Source organism: Streptomyces sp. E-08 (genome assembly GCF_049913095.1).
In the GTDB taxonomy this organism is placed as follows: Bacteria; Actinomycetota; Actinomycetes; order Streptomycetales; family Streptomycetaceae; genus Streptomyces.
Genome location: NZ_CP183971.1, coordinates 6,971,480 through 6,990,411 on the forward strand (window position 1 = coordinate 6,971,480; position 18,932 = coordinate 6,990,411).

The 18,932-nt window shown below is 72.8% G+C and carries 22 protein-coding genes; 12 read left to right on the forward strand and 10 right to left on the reverse strand.

What is annotated here, in order from left to right:
- Positions 1–9: 9 nt before the first annotated feature.
- Complete coding sequence (locus ACN9MM_RS32075; RefSeq protein ID WP_426367211.1) at positions 10–861, reverse strand: helix-turn-helix domain-containing protein; 852 nt, start codon at positions 859–861, stop codon at positions 10–12.
- Between the two features lie 179 nt (positions 862–1,040).
- On the opposite strand from ACN9MM_RS32075, the gene ACN9MM_RS32080 reads away from it, so the two are divergent.
- Entirely contained in the window at positions 1,041–1,514 is a 474-nt protein-coding gene (locus ACN9MM_RS32080) for an ATP-binding protein (protein ID WP_426367212.1), read from the forward strand.
- A gap of 65 nt (positions 1,515–1,579) precedes the next feature.
- On the opposite strand, the gene ACN9MM_RS32085 is transcribed toward ACN9MM_RS32080, so the two are convergent.
- From ACN9MM_RS32085 to ACN9MM_RS32095, 3 genes are all read right to left on the reverse strand, one after another.
- A complete protein-coding gene (locus tag ACN9MM_RS32085; protein WP_426367213.1) occupies positions 1,580–3,223 on the reverse strand; it encodes an ABC-F family ATP-binding cassette domain-containing protein in 1,644 nt (547 codons plus the stop codon).
- A gap of 246 nt (positions 3,224–3,469) precedes the next feature.
- Positions 3,470–3,886, reverse strand: coding sequence for an SsgA family sporulation/cell division regulator (locus tag ACN9MM_RS32090; RefSeq protein WP_426367214.1), 417 nt, complete (start codon positions 3,884–3,886; stop codon positions 3,470–3,472).
- A gap of 132 nt (positions 3,887–4,018) precedes the next feature.
- Positions 4,019–4,513, reverse strand: coding sequence for a (4Fe-4S)-binding protein (locus ACN9MM_RS32095; protein ID WP_426367216.1), 495 nt, complete (start codon positions 4,511–4,513; stop codon positions 4,019–4,021).
- Between the two features lie 250 nt (positions 4,514–4,763).
- Here ACN9MM_RS32095 and ACN9MM_RS32100 point away from each other — a divergent pair, with 250 nt between their 5' ends.
- A complete protein-coding gene (locus tag ACN9MM_RS32100; protein ID WP_426367217.1) occupies positions 4,764–5,849 on the forward strand; it encodes a WD40/YVTN/BNR-like repeat-containing protein in 1,086 nt (361 codons plus the stop codon).
- On the opposite strand, the gene ACN9MM_RS32105 is transcribed toward ACN9MM_RS32100, so the two are convergent.
- The gene (locus ACN9MM_RS32105; protein WP_426367218.1) at positions 5,846–6,145 is read right to left on the reverse strand and encodes a YciI family protein; all 300 of its coding nucleotides are present in this window, start codon (positions 6,143–6,145) and stop codon (positions 5,846–5,848) included. The genes ACN9MM_RS32100 and ACN9MM_RS32105 overlap by 4 nt on opposite strands.
- Before the next feature lie 91 nt (positions 6,146–6,236).
- Here ACN9MM_RS32105 and ACN9MM_RS32110 point away from each other — a divergent pair, with 91 nt between their 5' ends.
- From ACN9MM_RS32110 to ACN9MM_RS32125, 4 genes are read left to right on the forward strand one after another with little or no spacing between them, the layout of a single operon-like run.
- Complete coding sequence (locus ACN9MM_RS32110; protein ID WP_426367219.1) at positions 6,237–6,932, forward strand: endonuclease V; 696 nt, start codon at positions 6,237–6,239, stop codon at positions 6,930–6,932.
- A 49-nt stretch (positions 6,933–6,981) separates the two neighbouring features.
- Entirely contained in the window at positions 6,982–7,116 is a 135-nt protein-coding gene (gene mmpA, locus ACN9MM_RS32115) for a morphogenic membrane protein MmpA (RefSeq protein ID WP_426367220.1), read from the forward strand.
- Positions 7,113–7,484, forward strand: a complete 372-nt coding sequence (locus ACN9MM_RS32120; protein WP_426367221.1) for a VOC family protein — start codon at positions 7,113–7,115, stop codon at positions 7,482–7,484. Before mmpA ends, ACN9MM_RS32120 begins: the two co-directional genes overlap by 4 nt.
- Positions 7,481–7,624 (forward strand): DUF6191 domain-containing protein, encoded by a 144-nt coding sequence (locus tag ACN9MM_RS32125; protein ID WP_426368878.1) that lies wholly within the window; start codon positions 7,481–7,483, stop codon positions 7,622–7,624. Before ACN9MM_RS32120 ends, ACN9MM_RS32125 begins: the two co-directional genes overlap by 4 nt.
- Here ACN9MM_RS32125 and ACN9MM_RS32130 read toward each other — a convergent pair.
- Positions 7,621–8,826, reverse strand: a complete 1,206-nt coding sequence (locus tag ACN9MM_RS32130; protein ID WP_426367222.1) for a saccharopine dehydrogenase family protein — start codon at positions 8,824–8,826, stop codon at positions 7,621–7,623. The genes ACN9MM_RS32125 and ACN9MM_RS32130 overlap by 4 nt on opposite strands.
- 201 nt (positions 8,827–9,027) lie before the next feature.
- Here ACN9MM_RS32130 and ACN9MM_RS32135 point away from each other — a divergent pair, with 201 nt between their 5' ends.
- From ACN9MM_RS32135 to ACN9MM_RS32150, 4 genes are read left to right on the forward strand one after another with little or no spacing between them, the layout of a single operon-like run.
- Positions 9,028–10,173: a CaiB/BaiF CoA transferase family protein gene (locus ACN9MM_RS32135; protein WP_426367223.1), complete on the forward strand. Its 1,146-nt coding sequence runs from the start codon at positions 9,028–9,030 to the stop codon at positions 10,171–10,173.
- Complete coding sequence (locus ACN9MM_RS32140) at positions 10,170–11,312, forward strand: acyl-CoA dehydrogenase family protein (protein ID WP_426367224.1); 1,143 nt, start codon at positions 10,170–10,172, stop codon at positions 11,310–11,312. Before ACN9MM_RS32135 ends, ACN9MM_RS32140 begins: the two co-directional genes overlap by 4 nt.
- Before the next feature lie 46 nt (positions 11,313–11,358).
- The gene (locus ACN9MM_RS32145; protein ID WP_426367225.1) at positions 11,359–12,573 is read left to right on the forward strand and encodes an acetyl-CoA C-acetyltransferase; all 1,215 of its coding nucleotides are present in this window, start codon (positions 11,359–11,361) and stop codon (positions 12,571–12,573) included.
- 40 nt (positions 12,574–12,613) lie between these two features.
- Complete coding sequence (locus ACN9MM_RS32150) at positions 12,614–14,788, forward strand: 3-hydroxyacyl-CoA dehydrogenase NAD-binding domain-containing protein (RefSeq protein WP_426367226.1); 2,175 nt, start codon at positions 12,614–12,616, stop codon at positions 14,786–14,788.
- On the opposite strand, the gene ACN9MM_RS32155 is transcribed toward ACN9MM_RS32150, so the two are convergent.
- From ACN9MM_RS32155 to ACN9MM_RS32165, 3 genes are all read right to left on the reverse strand, one after another.
- Positions 14,775–15,614 carry a MerR family transcriptional regulator gene (locus tag ACN9MM_RS32155; protein WP_426367227.1) on the reverse strand — a complete coding sequence of 280 codons (840 nt, stop codon included), beginning with the start codon at positions 15,612–15,614 and terminating at the stop codon, positions 14,775–14,777. The two genes, ACN9MM_RS32150 and ACN9MM_RS32155, sit on opposite strands and share 14 nt — an antisense overlap.
- Positions 15,615–15,690: 76 nt before the next feature.
- Complete coding sequence (locus ACN9MM_RS32160) at positions 15,691–16,245, reverse strand: Clp protease N-terminal domain-containing protein (RefSeq protein ID WP_426367228.1); 555 nt, start codon at positions 16,243–16,245, stop codon at positions 15,691–15,693.
- Positions 16,245–16,454, reverse strand: coding sequence for a helix-turn-helix domain-containing protein (locus ACN9MM_RS32165; RefSeq protein WP_382871805.1), 210 nt, complete (start codon positions 16,452–16,454; stop codon positions 16,245–16,247). Before ACN9MM_RS32165 ends, ACN9MM_RS32160 begins: the two co-directional genes overlap by 1 nt.
- A 257-nt stretch (positions 16,455–16,711) precedes the next feature.
- On the opposite strand from ACN9MM_RS32165, the gene ACN9MM_RS32170 reads away from it, so the two are divergent.
- On the forward strand, positions 16,712–17,203 hold the full coding sequence (locus tag ACN9MM_RS32170; RefSeq protein ID WP_426367229.1) for a hypothetical protein: 492 nt from the start codon (positions 16,712–16,714) through the stop codon (positions 17,201–17,203).
- A 13-nt stretch (positions 17,204–17,216) separates the two neighbouring features.
- Here ACN9MM_RS32170 and sph read toward each other — a convergent pair whose 3' ends face one another.
- Positions 17,217–18,251 (reverse strand): sphingomyelin phosphodiesterase, encoded by a 1,035-nt coding sequence (sph, locus tag ACN9MM_RS32175; RefSeq protein ID WP_426367230.1) that lies wholly within the window; start codon positions 18,249–18,251, stop codon positions 17,217–17,219.
- Between the two features lie 125 nt (positions 18,252–18,376).
- On the opposite strand from sph, the gene ACN9MM_RS32180 reads away from it, so the two are divergent.
- Positions 18,377–18,862 carry a hypothetical protein gene (locus ACN9MM_RS32180; protein WP_382873970.1) on the forward strand — a complete coding sequence of 162 codons (486 nt, stop codon included), beginning with the start codon at positions 18,377–18,379 and terminating at the stop codon, positions 18,860–18,862.
- Positions 18,863–18,932 lie beyond the last annotated feature (70 nt).

An 18,932-nucleotide genomic window follows, 5' to 3' on the forward strand; every position in this document is an offset into this window, starting at 1 on the left:
GGGGGTCCTTCACAGATCCTGGGATATCGCGCGGACGAACGCGCGTGATTCGGTCGCGGGCAGAGCGAGTCCGCGCAGCCGGTCCAGCAGTCCGCGGTAGCGGCGCAGCTGCATGTCGGTGTCGAGCAGGAGCGAGCCGTGGGAGGAGTCGAGCTGGACGGTGTCGAGCTGCGGCACCGGCGCGGACACATAGGTGAACGACTGGCCCGCCCCCGGGAAACCCCCCGCGGCGAAGGGGATCACGCGTACGGAGACGGTGTCGCGCTCGGTGTGGGCCAGGATGTGTTCCAGCTGGGCCCGCGTGACCTTCGGTCCGCCGAACCGCATGCGCAGCGCGGCCTCGTGGATCACGGCCTCGTACCGCACCGGCCGGTCCCGGTCCAGGACCTGCTGGCGGCGCAGCCGCAGGGCGAGCCGGGCCTCCAGGTCGGGTCCGGGCAGGGCGGGGACGGCGGTGTCGAAGACCGCCCGCGCATGGTCCTCGGTCTGCAGCAGGCCCGGGATGTGGGTGGTGACGGAGGTCTCCAACTCCGAGGCGTGGAACTCAAGTTCGGCGATGTCGAGGAGCGAGGGCGGCAGCAGTCCGCGGTGCTCCTCCCACCAGCCGCGGTCCCGTTCGTGGGCCATGCCGGCGAGGAGGTCGACGAGTCCGGTGTCCGGGCAGCCGTAGTTGAAGGCGAGGGTGCGGACGCGTTCGGGGCTGATCCCGAACCGGCCGGACTCGATGTTCGGGATGCGGGTGCGGTCGACGCCCAGGAGAGCGGCGGCCTGCTGGGCCGACATCCCCGACTGTTCGCGGAGTCTGCGCAGTTCGCTCCCGAGGCGCTGCTGTCGCGCGGTCGGGCTGCTCCTGGGTGGCACGCTCTCTCTCCCTCTCACTCGTGACGCCACGGCTCCGGGCGAGCCGTCGTTTTGGCCGAAATGGCACGAGTGCCCGCAAGTGGTAGCACCGTGCTCCGGTCGTGCGCTACGGTCGGTCACGCAAGTCTCACACGGGGCTACCGTGACCGTGTGCAGGTACCCCCCATGCACCAGGAAATGTGAGCAGACCGATGAAGGGCGCCCTGCGTTGCCTCCCGACCGCCGCCGCGGCCGGGCCCATACCTCCCGCCACGGAGAACCTCAGCTACTCGATGACGCTCCCGGGCGGCGCCTACTGCGCCGGGCTCGCGCGCGATGCGATCCGCTCGCTCCTCGACCGGCACGGACTCTCGGACCTCTGCGACACGGCCGCCCTCGCCGCCTCCGAACTCGTCTCCGCCGCCTACCGGTTCACCCCCGACCGGGAGATGATCCTGCGCGTCCGCTGGCAGTTCGAAGCCCTGCGGATCACCGTCTACGACCAGCATCCGGCCCATGCCGCGCCCCACGCGGCCGAGGCATGCCGCGACCGCCGCAGCCGCAGCATGTGGCTGCTGGCCGCGGCGGTCGACGCCCACGGCGGGGACTGGGGGCTCGCCCCCGTCCTCACGCCCGGCGGCGGCACCAAGTCCTGGGCCTTACTCCACCGCTAGGGGGTGGTGTCTTGTCGATCAGGCCGGATCGGCAAGACACCCCCCAGGGCCGCCTGCCCTTCGGATCATGCCGGGCTCGGGGCCGTCCCCCTGACCTCCTCCGCCGTCGTCGGCCGCAGCTCACCGTCGAGCAGCAGCCAGCGGGTGATCCCCAGCGACTCCAGGAACGCCACGTCGTGGCTCGCCACGATCAGGGCCCCCTCGTAGGCGTCGAGGGCCGCCGTCAGCTTCCGCACCGACGCCATGTCCAGGTTGTTCGTCGGCTCGTCCAGCATCAGCAGCTGCGGAGCCGGCTCCGCGAGGAGCAGCGCCGCCAGCGTCGCCCGGAACCGCTCCCCGCCCGACAGGGTCCCGACGGGCTGATCCGCCCGCGCCCCCCGGAACAGGAACCGCGCGAGCCGGGCCCGGATCGCGTTCCCCGTCGCGGTGGGCGCGAACCGGGCCACGTTGTCCACGACGCTCAGCCCGTCGTCGAGCAGGTCGAGCCGCTGCGGCAGGAACCGGAGCGGCACCCGCGCGTCGGTCTCGCCCGACAGTGGCTCCAGCTCGCCGGCGATCGTCCGGAGCAGCGTCGTCTTGCCGGCGCCGTTGCGGCCGACCAGCGCGATCCGCTCCGGGCCCCGCAGCTCGAAGGCGCCGGCGACCCGGGCCCCGTAGCGCAGCTCCAGGTCCCGCAGGTGCAGGACCTCACGGCCCGGCGGCACCGAGGTGCGGGGCAGCTCGACGCGGATCTCGTCGTCGTCCCGCACCGCCTCGACGGCGGCGTCGAGCCGCTCCCGCGCCTCCGAGAGGCGCTCCGCGTGCAGGGTGCGCTGCTTGCCGGCCGTGACCTGCGCGTCGCGCTTCCGCCCGTTCGCCACGATCTTCGACGCGACCTTGTTGTCGAAGCTCTTCTGCCCGTACCGCTTGCGGCGCGCCAACTTCATCTGGGTGTCGGCGAGTTCGCGCTTCTGGCGCTGTACGTCGGCCTCGGCGACCCGCACCATCCGTTCCGCCGCCTCCTGTTCGGCGGCGAGCGCCGTCTCGTACGCGGACCAGTTGCCGCCGTACCAGTCGACCTCGCCGTCGCGCAGGTCGGCGATCTGGTCGACCCGCTCCAGGAGTTCACGGTCGTGGCTGACCACGACCAGCACCCCGGACCACTTCTCCACCGCCTCGTAGAGCCGCGCGCGGGCGTGCAGATCCAGATTGTTGGTGGGCTCGTCGAGCAGGAGTACGTCAGGTCGGGCGAGCAGCAGCGCGGCGAGGCGCAGCAGCACGGACTCGCCGCCCGAGATCTCGCCCACGGTCCGGTCCAGGCCGACGTGGTCGAGCCCGAGCTGGTCGAGGACGACACGGGCCCGCTCCTCCACGTCCCAGTCGTCGCCGATCGCGGTGAAGTGCTCCTCCGAGGCGTCGCCCGCCTCGATGGCGTGCAGGGCGGCACGCCGGGCGGCGATGCCGAGGATCTCTTCCACCCGCCGCGAGGTGTCCAGGACCAGGTTCTGCGGGAGGTAGCCGAGCTCGCCGGTGACCTTGACCGTGCCGTCCAGCGGGGTCAGTTCGCCCGCGATCAGCTTCAGGAGCGTGGACTTGCCGGAGCCGTTGACCCCGACGAGCCCGGTGCGGCCGGGGCCGACCGAGAGCCGGAAGTCGTCGAGGACCGTGGTGCCGTCCGGCCAGGAGAAGGAGAGAGAGGAACAGGTGATGAAGGTGGGGTGATGCGCCATGCAGGCCTCCGGGGTCGCGCGAGCGTGAGAAAGGGAGCAACGCGGGAGACACCGGGGCGCGGGCAGTGGGGAAGACGGCTCGTACGCCGAGGTCGAGAACGGCACACGCGGCGCAGGGGGCACGCGCGGCTCGGTGTCTCGCAACCTCAGACGAGCAACGTCCTTCTCCGATCGGGTGACGACAAGGTCAGGTTCGACCGTACGTCCCGGACCGGAGGTGCGGCAAACGATTAACGGCGGACCGTCCTACGGGTGGCCACGGAGCAGCTCCGCCAGGTCCTGGTCCCAGTCCAGGTACTGGTGCTCGCGCCCCGCCGGGACCAGGTGCTGCGAGCGTTCCAGGAAGCGGCGCAGCTCGGAGGTCCGCACATGGACCATGGCCACGCCCTCCGGAGCGTGGAACTCGACCACCGTGCGGTCGTAGCCGTACGGACGCAGGCGCACGTCCCCGACCCCGGCCGGGCGCTCGACGCCCTGGACGAGCAGCTCGCGCGCGAAGGCCCAGGAGACCTCGACGCCCTCCAGGGTCGCCGGCGGCGGAAAGGCCATGCTCACGGCGTACGGATCCCCGCGGTCGTACCGCAAGGTGGCGGGGACGGTCTCCATCCGGGGCACGGAAGCGACCAGACGGGCCTGCACGGCCTGCTCGATGACGGCGGACAAGACCGGCTCCTCTCACACGGGCTTCGGATCCCCGACACCAGGGCACCTGACACCCCTCAAGACGAGCGAGGTGGCCCGAACGTGCACTCGCCCCCCACGTGACGTGTGTCACCGGATCGCGCGGGCCCGGAGTCAGCGCTCCTCGGGTACGTCGTCGTCCGGTTCCGCGCAGGGGCCGGAGTGGTCGCAGTACGGCTGGTTCCCGGACGTTCCGCAGCCGCAGAGCATCACCCGCGTCTCGTGCCGCTCCCCGTGCTCGCCGGTCACGACCAGATCGCCCCGCACCACCAGCTGCCCGCCGGGCGTGCGCCGCACGGTGGTGGGGGAGTCCGGGGGCTCGGGCACGGCGTCCTGGGGGCGGTGGTGGTACTGCAGCGCCCCGGACGGGCAGCGCCGGACGACCTCCGCCACCAGGCCGGGCTCGGTGGCGTCGGGCAGCACCCACGGGCGCCGGGACAGGTCGAAGACCTCCGGCAGGCCGTGGACGCACTCGGCCGCGTGCAGACACCGGCGCGGCTCGAACGTGACGGTGATGCCCTCGCCCTCGTACTCCTTGAGCTTCGGCTTCTCGTCGCCCGTCCGCTCGCCGCTCCGGTCGCTCGCACCCACGGTCGCACGGTCGGTCATGCGACCAGCCTAGGCCCTGTCGTCAAACTCCCGCCTGCCCCGCGACGCCATGCACGCGCTCTCGCCGCACCGGGCACAAGCCCGAGTACGTCCAGTACGAGGGCTCGCGCCCGGCACGCCGAGAGCACGCACCTGACGCCGCGGGGCCGCCCTTCGGGCGACGACGGGAGTTTGACGAGAGGGCCTAGGAACGCCCGGCCGGGGACGCACCCTGGACGGGGAACGGCCCGGGGCTATAGCTTCCGGCGCCATGACGTCCATGGGGAAGACGAGACGAACGATGTCGGTGGGGCTGATCGGGGCGGCGCTCGCGCTGACCCTGGCCGCCCCGGCGCGGGCCGGGGAGACCCCCACGGCAGCGGCCGGCTGGCAGCTGACACCGACCGGTACCGACGCCCGCTTCCGGGGGCTCGCGCCGGTCGACCGCAGGACCGCGTGGGCCGCGGGCTCGAAGGGCACGGTGCTGCGCACCACCGACGGCGGCCGCAGCTGGCGGAACGTATCGCCGCCGGGGGCGGGCGACCTGGAGTTCCGCGATGTCGAGGCCTTCGACGCCCGCCGGGCCGTCGTCCTCGCCATCGGGGAGGGCGAGGCCTCCCGGGTGCTGCGCACCGAGGACGGCGGCGCCACCTGGACCGAGTCCTTCCGCAACACCGACGCGCGGGCCTTCTACGACTGCATGACCTTCTTCGACCACCGGCACGGCCTCGCCATGAGCGACCCGGTCGACGGCAGGTACCGCATCCTCTCCACCCGCGACGGCGGCCGCTCCTGGCAGGTCCTGCCGACCGCCGGAATGCCGGAGGCGCTCCCCGGCGAGGCGGGTTTCGCCGCGAGCGGCCAGTGCCTGGTGTCGGCGGGCCCCCGCGACGTGTGGCTGGCGACGGGCGGCGGGGCCACCGCGCGCGTGCTCCACTCCGCCGACCGCGGGCTGACCTGGACCGCCACCGAGACGCCGATCCCGGCAGGCGACCCGGCCCGCGGCGTCTTCGGGCTCGCCTTCCGCGACCGTACGCACGGCATCGCCGTCGGCGGCGACTACCGCAAGGACCAGGCGTCCCCGCGGGCCGGCGCGGTCAGCGCCGACGGGGGCCGCACCTGGCGCCCCTCGGTCACGCCGCCGCCCGCCTACCGCTCCGGCGTCGCCTGGCTCCCGCACGGCAAGGCGTCCGCGCTCGCCGTGGGCCCGACCGGCACCGACCTCACCACCGACGGCGGCCGCACCTGGCGCACGGTCGACACCGGCTCGTACGACACGGTCGACTGCACCCCCGACGGCTCCTGCTGGGCCGCGGGCGAGAAGGGCCGCATCGCCCGGCTCACCACCCGACACTAGGCGGGCAGCTCCTCCCGGTACGCGGCGATCCCGTCGGCCGTCTTGGTCGCGTAGAACTCCGTGATCCGGTACGCGCACACGCCCTCGACGCTGAACGGGTCGGCCGCCGCGATCCTCTCGATCTCCGCGCGGTCGACCCCGGCGGCCAGGATCACCCCGCCGTCCCGCGGGTTCTTCCGCCCCGACGCCAGGAACACGCCCTCGGCGTACTGCGCGTCGAGCCACTCGACGTGGGCGTCGAGCAGTGTGTCCACCCGCTCGACGGGCGCGGTGTAGGTCAATTCCAGTACGAACATGATCGCCAGGCTACCGCTCGCGGTCCGGGCGGAGCCGTGACGTTCCAGCCCTCGGAACGGACGCCCCACCGGCCGTAGGGTGGCCCGCATCATGACGATCATCGACATTCCGGCGGGCTGGCCCGCCGACGAGAACGCCGCCCGCGCCGTCCAGCGGGAGCTGCGCGGCCGGCTCGTGCGCGACGAGGAGGGGCCGGCCGTCGGCGAGGGCCACGTCACCGGGCTCGACGTGGCCTACGACGACGAGCGGGACCTCGTCGCCGCCGCGGCCGTCGTCCTCGACGCGCGGACCCTGGACGTGGTGGAGGAGGCCACGGCGGTCGGCCGGGTCTCCTTCCCCTACGTCCCCGGGCTCCTCGCCTTCCGGGAGATCCCGACCGTCCTCGCCGCGCTCGGCGCCCTGACCGCCGACCCGGGCCTCCTGGTCTGCGACGGCTACGGCCTCGCGCACCCCCGCCGCTTCGGGCTCGCCAGCCACCTCGGGGTGCTCACCGGGCGTCCCGCCATCGGCGTCGCCAAGAACCCCTTCACCTTCACCTACGAGCAGCCCGGCCCCGCCCGCGGCGACGCCGCTCCGCTCCTCGCCGGGGGCGAGGAGGTGGGCCGGGCCCTGCGCACCCGGGCCGGCGTGAAGCCCGTGTTCGTCTCGGTCGGCCACCGCGTCTCCCTCGCCAACGCATGCGCCCACACCCTCCACCTCGCCCCGCGCTACCGGATCCCGGAGACCACCCGGCGTGCCGACTCCCTCTGCCGCCGGGCCCTCGCGGAAGCGCTCAGGGACGTCTGAGTACGCGTACGGATACCGGCCCGCCGCCCGGCCGGGCAGAGTGGGGTTCATGACAACACCCCTTTCCGTTCCGCCGCGTTCGACCGGACGCGGCCTGACTCCGGTCCTCGCCGCCTCCGTTGTGCTCGCCCTGGCGTGGACCTGCGCCATCCTGTACGTCGTCGCCCGTTGGACGCTCGGATGATCGGGCGGCTGCGGTGCGTCGTCCTCGACTGCCCCGACGCCCTCGAACTGGCGGAGTTCTACCGGCAGTTGATCGGCGGCGACATCGAGAGACCCGACCCCCGGTGGGCCGTCGGAGAGGGCTCCGCCGTCCTGCGCGGCGAGGGCGGCCCGGTCCTCGCCTTCCAGGGCGTCGCCGACCACCGCCCGCCCGTCTGGGGCGCGCCCGAGCAGCAGTTCCTCCTCGACGTGCGGGTCGACGACCTGGCCGCCGCCCACGCGTCCGTCCTCGCGCTCGGAGCCGTACCCCTCGACGGCGGGACCGGCGACACCCCCTGGCGCGTCTACACGGACCCGGCCGGCCACCCCTTCCGGCTCGTACGGCCCTGACGGGCAGGCGCGTCCAGATCGGGCAACGCCGGGAGGGGCGCCTGATCCGCCAGGACGCCGAGGACGGCGCCCCGCCCCGCACGGGCGTCGACCTGGACGCCGGAAGGGCCGTCAGGTCCGGCGGAAGGGACACCCCCTAGCCCCGGTGCGCCACCCGGAAGCGGATGCCCGCCGCCCGGAGGCGGGTGGTCAGGGCGTCGCCCATCGCCACCGCCGTCGTCACCTGGCCGGCCGTCTTCGGCAGGGCGTCGAACGCGAGGCAGAGCGCCGACTCGGCAAGCATTCTCGCCGTCTCGTCGTAGCCCGGGTCGCCGCCCGAGACCTCCGTGAAGACCCGTCGACCGCCGCCCTCGCCGACGAACCGGACCGAGAACCAGCTGCGGGCCCGCCGCTCCGCCGACGGTCCCTGGCCGGCCGAGTATCGGTCCATCAGCCATGCACGGACCGGCGGGAGTTGAGCGGCGGTGACGCCCACGCCGACGGCGGCTGCGCCCCCGAGGGCCATCGGGAGGGTCTTCACCGAGGCGTAATGCCGGTAGCGGAAGTCCGGGCCGTACCGTTCGAGGGCCGCCGCCGAGCGGGCCACGACCTGCGGGTCGAGCGTCGGCAGGGGCAGCGCCCAGGTGCCCGTCTCCCGGCTGAACCGCGGCCCGCCGAGCGGCGCGCGGGCCCGGCGGCCCACCAGGCGCGGTTCGTGCAGGCGCCGTTCGCGCGCCGCGTGCAGGATCTCGCGGCCCCGGCCGAAGGCCGTCAGCGCCGAGGCGAAGGTGCCGCCCGAGAAGGCGGCCCCGGCCCGTACGAAGCCGTCGACCCGCAGCGGCACGTCCTCGGGCAGCTGCCGGACGGTGAAGTACACGCCCAGGTCGTGCGGGACGGAGTCGAAGCCGCAGGCGTGCACGATCCGGGCGCCGGTCTCCCGGGCCCGCGCGTCGTGCCGTACGAACATGAGGTCCACGAACTCGGCCTCACCGGTCAGGTCCAGATAGTCCGTGCCCGCCTCCGCGCAGGCCGCGACGAGCCCCTCGCCGTACCAGACGTACGGGCCGACCGTCGTCGCCACCACCCGGGCGGACTCGGCGAGTGCGCGCAGCGAGCCGGGATCCGCCGAGTCGGCCACGAGCAGCGGCAGCGCGGCGAGCCCCGGGCGGTCGGCGGCGAGCCGGTCCCGCAGGGCCTCCAGCCTGCCGAGGCTCCGCCCGGCGAGCGCCCAGCGGCACTCCGCCGGCGCGTGCTCGGCCAGGTACTCCGCGGTGAGCTCGCCCACGAAGCCGGTCGCCCCGTAGAGGACCACGTCGTACGGTCTGGCTCCGGTCTCGCGTCCCACGCCCGCCCCTGTCTCCATCAAGACCCTCGTCTCGGCCGTACCGCGCCGCCGCGCGCGGTTGTCGTCGGCGGAGGATAGCGGAACCGGGGCGGGCTCCGGCCCCGGCCCCGGCACCGGAATTTCCAAGCGCTTGCTCGGCTCGGGGGCTTGTGCCGAGTGGAACACGTTCCTAGCATCTCCGGTGTTACATCATTGGTGTCACATACTCCAGGGGGCTCGATGAGCACGACGCACACCGCCCGCAACGGCCCCCTCACCGGGGTGCGCGTGGTCGAACTCGCCGGGATCGGCCCCGGCCCCTTCGCCACCATGCTCCTCGCCGACCTCGGCGCCGACGTCGTACGCGTCGACCGCCCCGGCGGCGCGGGCCTCGGCATCGACCCCGCCCGCGACCTCACCAACCGCAACAAGCGCTCCGTCCTCGTCGACCTCAAGGCCGAGGACGGCCCCGCGACCGTGCTCGACCTCGTCGAGCGGGCCGACATCCTGGTCGAGGGCTACCGGCCCGGCGTCGCCGAACGCCTCGGCGTCGGCCCCGAGGTCTGCCTCGCCCGCAACCCCCGTCTCGTCTACGGCCGGATGACCGGCTGGGGCCAGGACGGACCGCTCGCCCCCACCGCCGGACACGACATCGGGTACATCGCGATCACCGGCGCCCTCGGCATGATCGGCCCCGACCCGGACGGCCCGCCCACCATCCCCGCCAACCTCGTCGGCGACTACGCGGGCGGCTCCCTCTACCTCGTGATCGGCGTCCTCGCCGCCCTCCAGCACGCCCGGACGCACGGCGAGGGCCAGGTCGTCGACGCCGCCATCGTCGACGGCACCGCCCACCTCACCACCATGATCCACGGCATGCTCGCGGCCGGCGGCTGGCAGGACCGCAGGGGGGTCAACCTGCTCGACGGCGGCTGCCCCTTCTACGGCGTGTACGAGACGTCCGACGGCGGCCACATGGCGGTCGGCGCCCTGGAGGAGCGGTTCTACGCGGACTTCGTCCGCCTCCTCGGCATCGAGGACCTCGCCCCCGCCCGCCGCGACCTCGCCCGCTGGCCCGAGCTGCGCGCGGCCGTCGCCGACCGCTTCCGGAGCCGTACCCGCGAGGACTGGACCGCCGTCTTCGACGGCAGCGACGCCTGCGTCGCCCCCGTCCTCTCGCTGCGCGAGGCCCCGTCCCACCCCCACCTGGCCGCCCGCGCCACCTTCACCGAGCGGGACGGGATCCCCCAGCCGGCCCCCGCGCCCCGCTTCTCCGTCACCCCCGGCACCCTGCGCACGGGCCCCGCCCTGCCCGGTGCCGACACCGCCGAGGTCGCCCGCGACTGGGCCGTACCCGCCCTGAAGATCCAGGAGCCCGAAGCATGAAGCGTCAGCTGTACACCGCCGACCACGAGGCCTTCCGGGCGATCGTCCGCACCTTCCTGGAGAAGGAGGTGCTGCCCCACTACGCGCAGTGGGAGAAGGACGGCATCGTCTCCCGCGAGGTCTGGCTCGCCGCCGGACGGCAGGGGCTGCTCGGCATCGCCGTCGACGAGGAGTACGGAGGCGGCGGCAACCCCGACTTCCGCTACGGCTCCGTCCTCGCCGAGGAGTTCACCCGGGCGGGCGCCCCCGGACTCGCCATCGGCCTGCACAACGACATCATCGGCCCGTACCTCACCTCGCTCGGCACCGAGGAGCAGAAGCGGCGCTGGCTGCCCGGCTTCTGCTCCGGCGAGCTCGTCACCGCCATCGCCATGACGGAGCCCGGCGCCGGCTCCGACCTCCAGGGGATCCGTACGACCGCCGAGGACCACGGCGACCACTGGGTCCTCAACGGCTCCAAGACCTTCATCTCCAACGGCATCCTCGCCGACCTGGTGGTCGTCGTCGCCCGCACCACCCCGGAGGGCGGCGCCCACGGCCTCTCCCTCCTCGTCGTCGAGCGCGGCGCGGAGGGCTTCGAGCGCGGCCGCAACCTCGACAAGATCGGCCAGAAGTCCCAGGACACCGCCGAGCTCTTCTTCACCGACGTCCGCGTCCCGAAGGAGAACCTGCTCGGCGAGCTCAACGGCGCCTTCCTCCACCTCATGACCAACCTCGCCCAGGAGCGCCTGGCCATCGCCGTCGCAGGCATCGCGGGGGCCGAGCACCTCCTGGAGCTCACCACCACGTACGTCAAGGAGCGCGAGGCCTTCGGCCGCCCGCTCTCCCGGCTCCAGCACATCCGCTTCGAGATCGCCGAGATGGCCACCGAGTGCGCCGTCACCCGGACCTTCGTCGACCGCTGCATCGAGGAGCACACGAACGGGGCCCTCGACGCCGTCCACGCCTCCATGGCCAAGTGGTGGGCGACCGAACTCCAGAAGCGGGTCGCCGACCGCTGCCTGCAACTGCACGGCGGGTACGGCTACATGAGCGAATTCCCCGTCGCCCGCGCCTTCACCGACGGCCGGATCCAGACCATCTACGGCGGCACCACCGAGATCATGAAGGAGATCATCGGCCGTTCCCTCCTCGGCTGACCTCCCGCCGCCCGTCTCCTCACACCCTCATCGCGAAAGGCTTTCCGTGAGCACCGAAGCGTACGTGTACGACGCGATCCGCACCCCGCGCGGACGCGGCAAGGCCAACGGCTCCCTGCACGGCACCAAGCCCATCGACCTGGTCGTCGGCCTCATCCGGGAGATCCAGGCCCGCCATCCGGAACTCGACCCGGCCGCCATCGACGACATCGTCCTCGGCGTCGTCGGCCCGGTCGGCGACCAGGGCTCCGACATCGCCCGGATCGCCGCCATCGCCGCCGGACTCCCCGACACCGTCGCCGGCGTCCAGGAGAACCGCTTCTGCGCATCCGGCCTCGAAGCGGTCAACATGGCCGCGATGAAGGTCCGCTCCGGCTGGGAGGACCTCGTCCTCGCCGGCGGCGTCGAGTCCATGTCGCGCGTCCCGATGGCCTCGGACGGCGGCGCCTGGTTCGCCGACCCGATGACCAACCTGGAGACCAACTTCGTCCCCCAGGGCATCGGCGCCGACCTCATCGCCACCCTGGAGGGCTTCTCCCGCCGCGACGTCGACGAGTACGCCGCCCTCTCCCAGGAGCGTGCCGCGGCCGCCGTCAAGGACGGACGCTTCGCCCGCTCGATCGTCCCCGTCAAGGACCGCGCCGGGCTCACCGTCCTCGACCACGACGAGTTCCTGCGCCCCGGCACCACCGCCGACTCCCTCGCCCGCCTCAAGCCCTCCTTCGCCGACATCGGCGAGCTCGGCGGCTTCGACGCGGTCGCCCTGCAGAAGTACCACTGGGTCGAGGAGATCAACCACGTCCACCACGCCGGCAACTCCTCCGGCATCGTCGACGGCGCCTCCCTCGTCGCCATCGGCTCCAAGGAGGTCGGCGAGCGCTACGGCCTCACGCCCCGCGCCCGGATCGTCTCGGCCGCCGTCTCCGGCTCCGAGCCGACCATCATGCTCACCGGCCCCGCCCCGGCCACCCGCAAGGCCCTCGCCAAGGCGGGCCTCACCATCGACGACATCGACCTCGTCGAGATCAACGAGGCCTTCGCGGCGGTCGTCCTGCGCTTCGTCAAGGACATGGGCATCTCCCTGGACAAGGTCAACGTCAACGGCGGCGCCATCGCGCTCGGCCACCCGCTCGGCGCCACCGGCGCGATGATCCTCGGCACGCTCGTCGACGAGCTGGAGCGCCAGGACAAGCGCTACGGCCTCGCCACCCTCTGCGTGGGCGGCGGCATGGGCATCGCCACCGTCGTCGAGCGCGTCTGACGTCCCGTCCGCACCCCTTACTCACGGAGAAGCAGCAGTCATGAGCGAGAGCACCACCATCCGCTGGGAGCAGGACGAGACCGGCATCGTCACCCTCGTCCTCGACGACCCCAACCAGTCCGCCAACACCATGAACCAGGCCTTCCGGGCCTCGATCAAGGCGATCGCCGACCGTGTGGAGGCCGAGAAGGACTCCATCCGCGGCATCATCTACACCTCGGCGAAGAAGACCTTCTTCGCCGGCGGCGACCTCAAGGACATGATCAAGGCGGGCCCCGAGCACGCCCAGGACATCTTCGACTCGGCCATCGAGATCAAGAACGCGCTCCGCCGCATCGAGACCCTCGGCAAGCCCGTCGTCGCCGCCGTCAACGGCGCCGCGCTCGGCGGCGGCTACGAGATCGCCCTCGCCTCCCACCACCGCGTCGCCCTCGACGCCCCCGGCTCCAAGATCGGCCTGCCCGAGGTCACCCTCGGCCTGCTGCCGGGCGGCGGCGGCGTCGCCCGCACCGTCCGCCTCATGGGCATCACCGACGCGCTCCTCAAGGTGTTGCTCCAGGGCACCCAGTACGCCCCGAAGCGCGCCCTGGACAACGGCCTCGTCCACGAGGTCGCCGCCACCGCCGAGGAGATGATGGACAAGGCCATCGCCTTCATCGACGCGCACCCGGAGTCCCACCAGCCCTGGGACGTCCCCGGCCACCGCATCCCCGGCGGCACGCCGTCCCACCCGAAGTTCGCCGCCAACCTGCCGGCCTTCCCGGCCAACCTGCGCAAGCAGCTGAACGGCGCGCCCTACCCGGCGCCGAAGGCCATCATGGCCGCCGCCGTCGAGGGCTCCCAGGTCGACTTCGAGACCGCGCTCACCATCGAGAGCCGCTACTTCACCGAGCTGGTCATCGGCCAGACCGCGAAGAACATGATCCAGGCGTTCTTCTTCGACCTCCAGGCGGTCAACTCGGGCGCCAGCCGCCCGAAGGACGTGGCCAAGCGGCAGGTCCGCAAGGTCGCCGTCCTCGGCGCGGGCATGATGGGCGCCGGCATCGCGTACTCCTGCGCCCGCGCCGGCATCGAGGTCGTCCTCAAGGACGTCTCCGCCGAGTCGGCGGCGAAGGGCAAGGCGTACTCCGAGAAGCTCTGCGCCAAGGCCGTGTCCCGGGGCCGCACCACGCAGGAGAAGGCCGACGCCCTCCTCGCCCGCATCACGCCCACCGCCGACGCGGCGGACCTGGCCGGCTGCGACGCGGTCATCGAGGCCGTCTTCGAGGACACCGCGCTCAAGCACAAGGTCTTCCAGGAGATCCAGCACGTCGTCGCCCCCGACGCCCTGCTGTGCTCCAACACCTCCACGCTCCCGATCTCCGTCCTCGCCGAGGGCGTGGAGCGGCAGACCGACTTCATCGGCCTGCACTTCTTCTCGCCCGTCGACAAGATGCCGCTCGTCGAGATCATCAAGGGCGAGCGGACCGGCGACGAGGCGCTGGCCCGCGCCTTCGACCTGGTCCGGCAGATCAACAAGACGCCGATCGTCGTCAACGACTCGCGCGGCTTCTTCACCTCCCGGGTGATCGGCCACTTCATCAACGAGGGCGTCGCCATGGTCGGCGAGGGCATCGAGCCCGCCTCGATCGAGCAGGCCGCGGCCCAGGCCGGCTACCCGGCGAAGGTGCTCTCCCTGATGGACGAGCTGACCCTCACCCTCCCGCGCAAGATCCGCAACGAGACGAAGAAGGCCGTCGAGGAGGAGGGCGGCACCTGGACCACCCACCCCGGCGAGGCCGTCATCGACCGCATGGTCGACGAGTTCGGCCGCCCCGGCCGCAGCGGCGGAGCGGGCTTCTACGAGTACGGCGAGGACGGCAGGCGCGGCAAGATCTGGCCGGGCCTGCGCGAGCACTTCACCAAGCCGGGGTACGAGATCCCGTTCCGCGACATGCAGGAGCGGATGCTGTTCGCCGAGGCGCTGGACACCGTCCGGCTCCTGGAGGAGGGCGTCCTCACCTCGGTCGCCGACGCCAACATCGGCTCCATCATGGGCATCGGTTTCCCGGCCTGGACCGGCGGCATCCTGCAGTACATCAACGGCTACGAGGGTGGCGTCGCGGGCTTCGTCGCCCGGGCGCGCGAGCTCGCGGAGACGTACGGCGAGCGGTTCGCCCCGCCGGCGCTCCTGGTGGAGAAGGCGGAGCGCGGCGAGACCTTCACCGACTCCTGAAAGCCGTGCGCAGTTCCTCACTCAGTGAGCGCTGAAAGGCGGTGAGGAGGGCCTGGACCACCATGGGCTGCATGTGGGCCGAGAGCGACCTCATCGCGCTCAGGTGGTCCGGGTCCTCCCCGCTCTCCCGGTACGGGCTCCACACCTCGTCCCGGAAGAGCCGGGAGAGCTCCTGGGCGGCCGCGCGGGCGTGCTCCAGGAGCACGGTCCGGGACGCGAGGATCGTCTCGTGCTCGATGGGCACGTCGAGCAACTCGACCCCGAGCCGCAGCAGCGCCCCGTCGAGCCGGTAGGTGTCGGCGTCGCCGGTCCGGTGGGCGCCGGTGCCGTCGGTCCGGTCCGCGTCGGCGCCGTCGGCGGGGCCCGTGGCGTGCCGGTCGGTCCGGTCGGTCCGGTCCGCGTCGGTGCCGTCGGTGCGGTCGAGGACCCCCATCGCGGCCAGCCGGTCCACGTCACGCTCGGTCAGCACCCGCCCGGCCCGCCGTTCCAGCTCGCGCCGGGTGATCGTCTCGGCGGACTCGGGAGCCCACGAGGCCACCAGAGCCCGGTGGATGGCCAGGTCCTGCGCGCTCAGATCGGGCGGCAGCTGCTCCAGGTAGCGCTCGATCGCCGCCAGCGTCATCCCCTGCCGCTGGAGCTCCTCGATCAGGGCGAGCCGCGACAGGTGGTCCTGTCCGTAGTGCCCCACCCGCCGCGCGCCGATGACGGGCGGCGGCAGCAGCCCCCGGGTCCCGTAGAACCGCACGGTCCGCACCGTGACCCCGGCCCGCGCGGCCAGCTCGTCCACGGTGTACACGGGCTGCTGCGCCTCGCTCGCCTGCTCCATGGTTCAACAGTATTGCTGTCTCACCACTGCTGTAAAAGCCCCCGAAGGGCTCGTCTCACGGGGCGATCCGGGGGGATCAGAGGGCCGCGGGCGAGGAGAGGGCCGTGTCGACGGAGGCGAAGGTGACGCCGTGGTCGGCCAGCGCCTCGGCGACGACGCCGCCGAGGGTGGTGAGGGCCAGCAGGAGGTGCTCGTCGCCGATCTCGCGGTCCTTGCGGGCCAGGGCCACGCGGAGCGACTTCTCCAGGACCGTCTTCGCCTCGCGGGAGAAGGTGAGGCGGCCCGACCACCACCCGGAGTCCTTGCGGTCCCCGGCCAGCGCGCCCGCGCCGTGGGTCTCCTCGACGCGCTCGACGATCGCGCCGACGTCGATGCCGAGGTCGGCCAGGGCCTCCGCGTCCGCCCGGGACAGGCCGGCGCGGCGCCGCGCGTCGGAGAGGGCGGCGACCAGGGAGGGGCGGTGTTCCGGCGGGCACAGCCGCCCGAGCACCGCCGCCGCGCGGGTGCCCTCGCGGTCGAGCAGGGCGAGGAGGAGGTGCTCCGGGGTGACGACGCTCGCGCCGCCACGCTCCGCGTGCGCGGTCGCGCCCTTCACCGTGGCGCGCGCGGCCTTCGTGAACCGTTCGAACATCACTGCCTCCCGTACTTCTTGTGGACGGCCTGCCGGGTGACACCCAGCTCGGTCGCGATCTCCTGCCACGACCACCCCTGGTTGCGCGCGCTGCGCACCTGGACGGCCTCCAGCTGTTCCAGCAGTCGCCGCAGCGCGGAGACGGCCCGCAGTCCGACCCGGGGGTCGCGGTCGCCGGCCCGTGCGGCGAGATCGGTCGCATCGGTCATGTTGTCAATGTAAGTTGACATCAGACCCGACGTCAACCCTGGTTGACATCGAGGCGCGCCGCCCCCTGTCAGTGCCGTCTCCTACGGTGGCCCCCATGGGCGAGGCGTCGGCGGCTCGTGGAGCGGGGGATACCGGTCACCGTGTACGACTTCGGCGGGTAACGGGCGCGGGGGTGGGGTGTCGTAGGGGTGTTCGACCGGGCGGGCTAGAGTCGGCGGCTGTTCGCATCGGGGGAGCACGGGAACAGGGGAGAGCGATGTACGCGCAACTCAGGGAGACGGCCGACGAGTTGGCCGGAATCCTGTGGCGGGAGCACACCGTCTACCGGGAGCGGGGCGGCGGGGTGGTGATCCGGGGCGAGCACGTGCGCCGCTGGATCAGTCTCGCCCCGACCGGGGGCAAGGACCGGGCGCTGCTGCGCGCCGGGCGGATCCTGGACGGGGGGACGACCGCCCCGGCCCGTACGGAGGTGGTGGTCGACCTGACGGCCGGGACGGCGGAGCTGGCGGCCGTGTGCCGCAGCCTGCTCGCCGATGTCGCCGCGGTCGCCGAGCCCGCTCCGGGGCCGTCGCGCGCGGGAAGACCGGGGGAGCGGGAGAGGCCGGGACGCTCGGCACGTGCCGCGCGTCCCGGCCGCCGCCCCCGCAGGGAGCGCCACACCGGTCCCGGTTCCTGGTTCGTCCTGCTGTGTGTCGCCGGAGTGTTCGGCGTCTGGCTGTACAGCCTCTTCGGCGGGTACCCCTACTGAGGGGACGGTCCGGTCAGAAGCCGGTCACGGGGTAGTGGTCGGAGAGGTTGGAGTACGTGTACTGCTTGCCCCAGCTGGAGACCGTCCACGGCGCGCTCTGCTCCTGCACCACGTGATTGGTCCAGCCGGCGGGCCGGGCGTTCCCGGACCGGTACAGGACGTAGTCGAGGTCCTCGCGCGGGTCGTCCGGGTAGCGGTCGGAGGCGATCGAGTTCAGCTCGGTGTCGAAGGAGTACGGGTGGCCGGTGCGGGCGTCGGCCCCCACCAGGCCCGCGTCGGCGAGCATCGTGCCGTACTCGGGGGTGTGCGAGTCGACGTTCATGTCACCGGCGACGATCACCTGCTCGTTCGCCGGGATGTTCTTGGCGTCGAGGAAGGCGTCGATCGTCTTGAACTGCCGGCTCCGCATCTGCGCCGCCTCGCCCGCCGAGCAGCCCGGGTCGGTGGACTGGGCGTGCGTGCCGACGACGTGGACGAGGCTGCCGTTCACGTTCAGGACCGTGTAGGCGAAGCCCTTGTTCGAGTACCAGTCCGAGCCGCAGGCGTCCTTGTAGACGTACTGCTCCTTGCGGACGATCGGCCACTTGCTGAGCACCGTCACCCCGCCGTCCTCGGGCGTGGTCGAGGAGTACGACCCGCCGGTGGCGTCCCAGCCGGACTTGCTGCGGCCCACGACGGGCGTCTGGTGCGGGTACTGCGCGGCGGCGTTCGCCTTGAGGGCGTCCGAGGAGGAGTTGTCGAAGGTCTCCTGGAGCACGACGACGTCCTGCCCCTGGAAGAAGGGGGCGGCGGGGATAGCCTTGGCCCGGTGGTCCTGGCCCCAGTTCGGGTACAGGGTCTTGGAGAACAGGAACGTGTTGTACGTGAGCACCTTCAGGCGCGGGGCCTCGGCGGCCGTCGCGGAGGCGGCGGAAGCGGCCGGGGCGGCCGTCGCCAGGGTGGCGGCGGCGAGCGCGAGCGAAAGGGCGGCGCCGGGGGCGCGGCGGAGCGCGGCGAACGACACGTGAACTCCCATGAGTGCGTGGGGGGTTGGGCTGGCGCCGCACATACAATCAGCCGTGGTTACCTTCCGGTAGCCTCTGGATGCCGGGAATCTGGCCGAGCTCGCAAGATCACGCCAACTCTCGTCCCAGTGTCTGAATTGTCACCTTTTGGAACAGGTAGAATGCGCGCATGACCCTCGCGAACTCCACTGTCTTCAAGATGGACCTCGGTCCGCTCAACCCCGTCTGGGCCGAGCTCATCCTCGGTCTGGTGTTGTTCGGGCTCACCTTCCTCATCATGGCGAAGGGCATCCTCCCCAAGATCAAGCGCACCCTCGACGAGCGTGACGACGCCATCGAGGGCGGTACCGGTCGCGCCGACGACCTGCGCTCCGAGGCCACCGCGATCCGCGAGCAGTACGAGGCGGAGCTCGCCGAGGCCCGTCACGAGGCCGCTCGCATCCGCTCCCAGGCCACCGAGGAGGGCTCGGCCGCCATCGCCGCCGCCCGCGCCGAGGGCCAGGCCGAGCGCGACGCGATCCTCGCCGCCGGCACCGCCCGGATCGCCGAGGAGCGCGCCACCGCCGAGCGCGAGCTCAACGCCGACGTCGACGCCTGGGCCCACGCCCTCGCCGCCCGCATCGTCGGCGAGCCGGTCGGCGCCGACCGCGCCTGACCCCGCACTCCACGGAAGGGGCCGTCACCCGGGCCGCAGCGCCCGGGTGACGGCCCCTTCGTCGTGGGTG

What these genes read in the sequence shown, in the direction of transcription:
- ACN9MM_RS32130 (WP_426367222.1), bottom strand. Translation starts at nt 8,826, where the DNA reads ATGGAGACAGGGGCGGGCGTGGGACGCGAGACCGGAGCCAGACCGTAC.
- ACN9MM_RS32085 (WP_426367213.1), bottom strand. Translation starts at nt 3,223, where the DNA reads ATGGCGCATCACCCCACCTTCATCACCTGTTCCTCTCTCTCCTTCTCC.
- ACN9MM_RS32170 (WP_426367229.1), top strand. Translation starts at nt 16,712, where the DNA reads ATGTACGCGCAACTCAGGGAGACGGCCGACGAGTTGGCCGGAATCCTG.
- ACN9MM_RS32120 (WP_426367221.1), top strand. Translation starts at nt 7,113, where the DNA reads ATGATCGGGCGGCTGCGGTGCGTCGTCCTCGACTGCCCCGACGCCCTC.
- ACN9MM_RS32140 (WP_426367224.1), top strand. Translation starts at nt 10,170, where the DNA reads ATGAAGCGTCAGCTGTACACCGCCGACCACGAGGCCTTCCGGGCGATC.
- ACN9MM_RS32160 (WP_426367228.1), bottom strand. Translation starts at nt 16,245, where the DNA reads ATGTTCGAACGGTTCACGAAGGCCGCGCGCGCCACGGTGAAGGGCGCG.
- ACN9MM_RS32105 (WP_426367218.1), bottom strand. Translation starts at nt 6,145, where the DNA reads ATGTTCGTACTGGAATTGACCTACACCGCGCCCGTCGAGCGGGTGGAC.
- ACN9MM_RS32155 (WP_426367227.1), bottom strand. Translation starts at nt 15,614, where the DNA reads ATGGAGCAGGCGAGCGAGGCGCAGCAGCCCGTGTACACCGTGGACGAG.
- mmpA (WP_426367220.1), top strand. Translation starts at nt 6,982, where the DNA reads ATGACAACACCCCTTTCCGTTCCGCCGCGTTCGACCGGACGCGGCCTG.
- ACN9MM_RS32150 (WP_426367226.1), top strand. Translation starts at nt 12,614, where the DNA reads ATGAGCGAGAGCACCACCATCCGCTGGGAGCAGGACGAGACCGGCATC.
- ACN9MM_RS32180 (WP_382873970.1), top strand. Translation starts at nt 18,377, where the DNA reads ATGACCCTCGCGAACTCCACTGTCTTCAAGATGGACCTCGGTCCGCTC.
- ACN9MM_RS32100 (WP_426367217.1), top strand. Translation starts at nt 4,764, where the DNA reads ATGACGTCCATGGGGAAGACGAGACGAACGATGTCGGTGGGGCTGATC.
- ACN9MM_RS32095 (WP_426367216.1), bottom strand. Translation starts at nt 4,513, where the DNA reads ATGACCGACCGTGCGACCGTGGGTGCGAGCGACCGGAGCGGCGAGCGG.
- ACN9MM_RS32110 (WP_426367219.1), top strand. Translation starts at nt 6,237, where the DNA reads ATGACGATCATCGACATTCCGGCGGGCTGGCCCGCCGACGAGAACGCC.
- ACN9MM_RS32165 (WP_382871805.1), bottom strand. Translation starts at nt 16,454, where the DNA reads ATGACCGATGCGACCGATCTCGCCGCACGGGCCGGCGACCGCGACCCC.
- ACN9MM_RS32135 (WP_426367223.1), top strand. Translation starts at nt 9,028, where the DNA reads ATGAGCACGACGCACACCGCCCGCAACGGCCCCCTCACCGGGGTGCGC.
- sph (WP_426367230.1), bottom strand. Translation starts at nt 18,251, where the DNA reads ATGTGCGGCGCCAGCCCAACCCCCCACGCACTCATGGGAGTTCACGTG.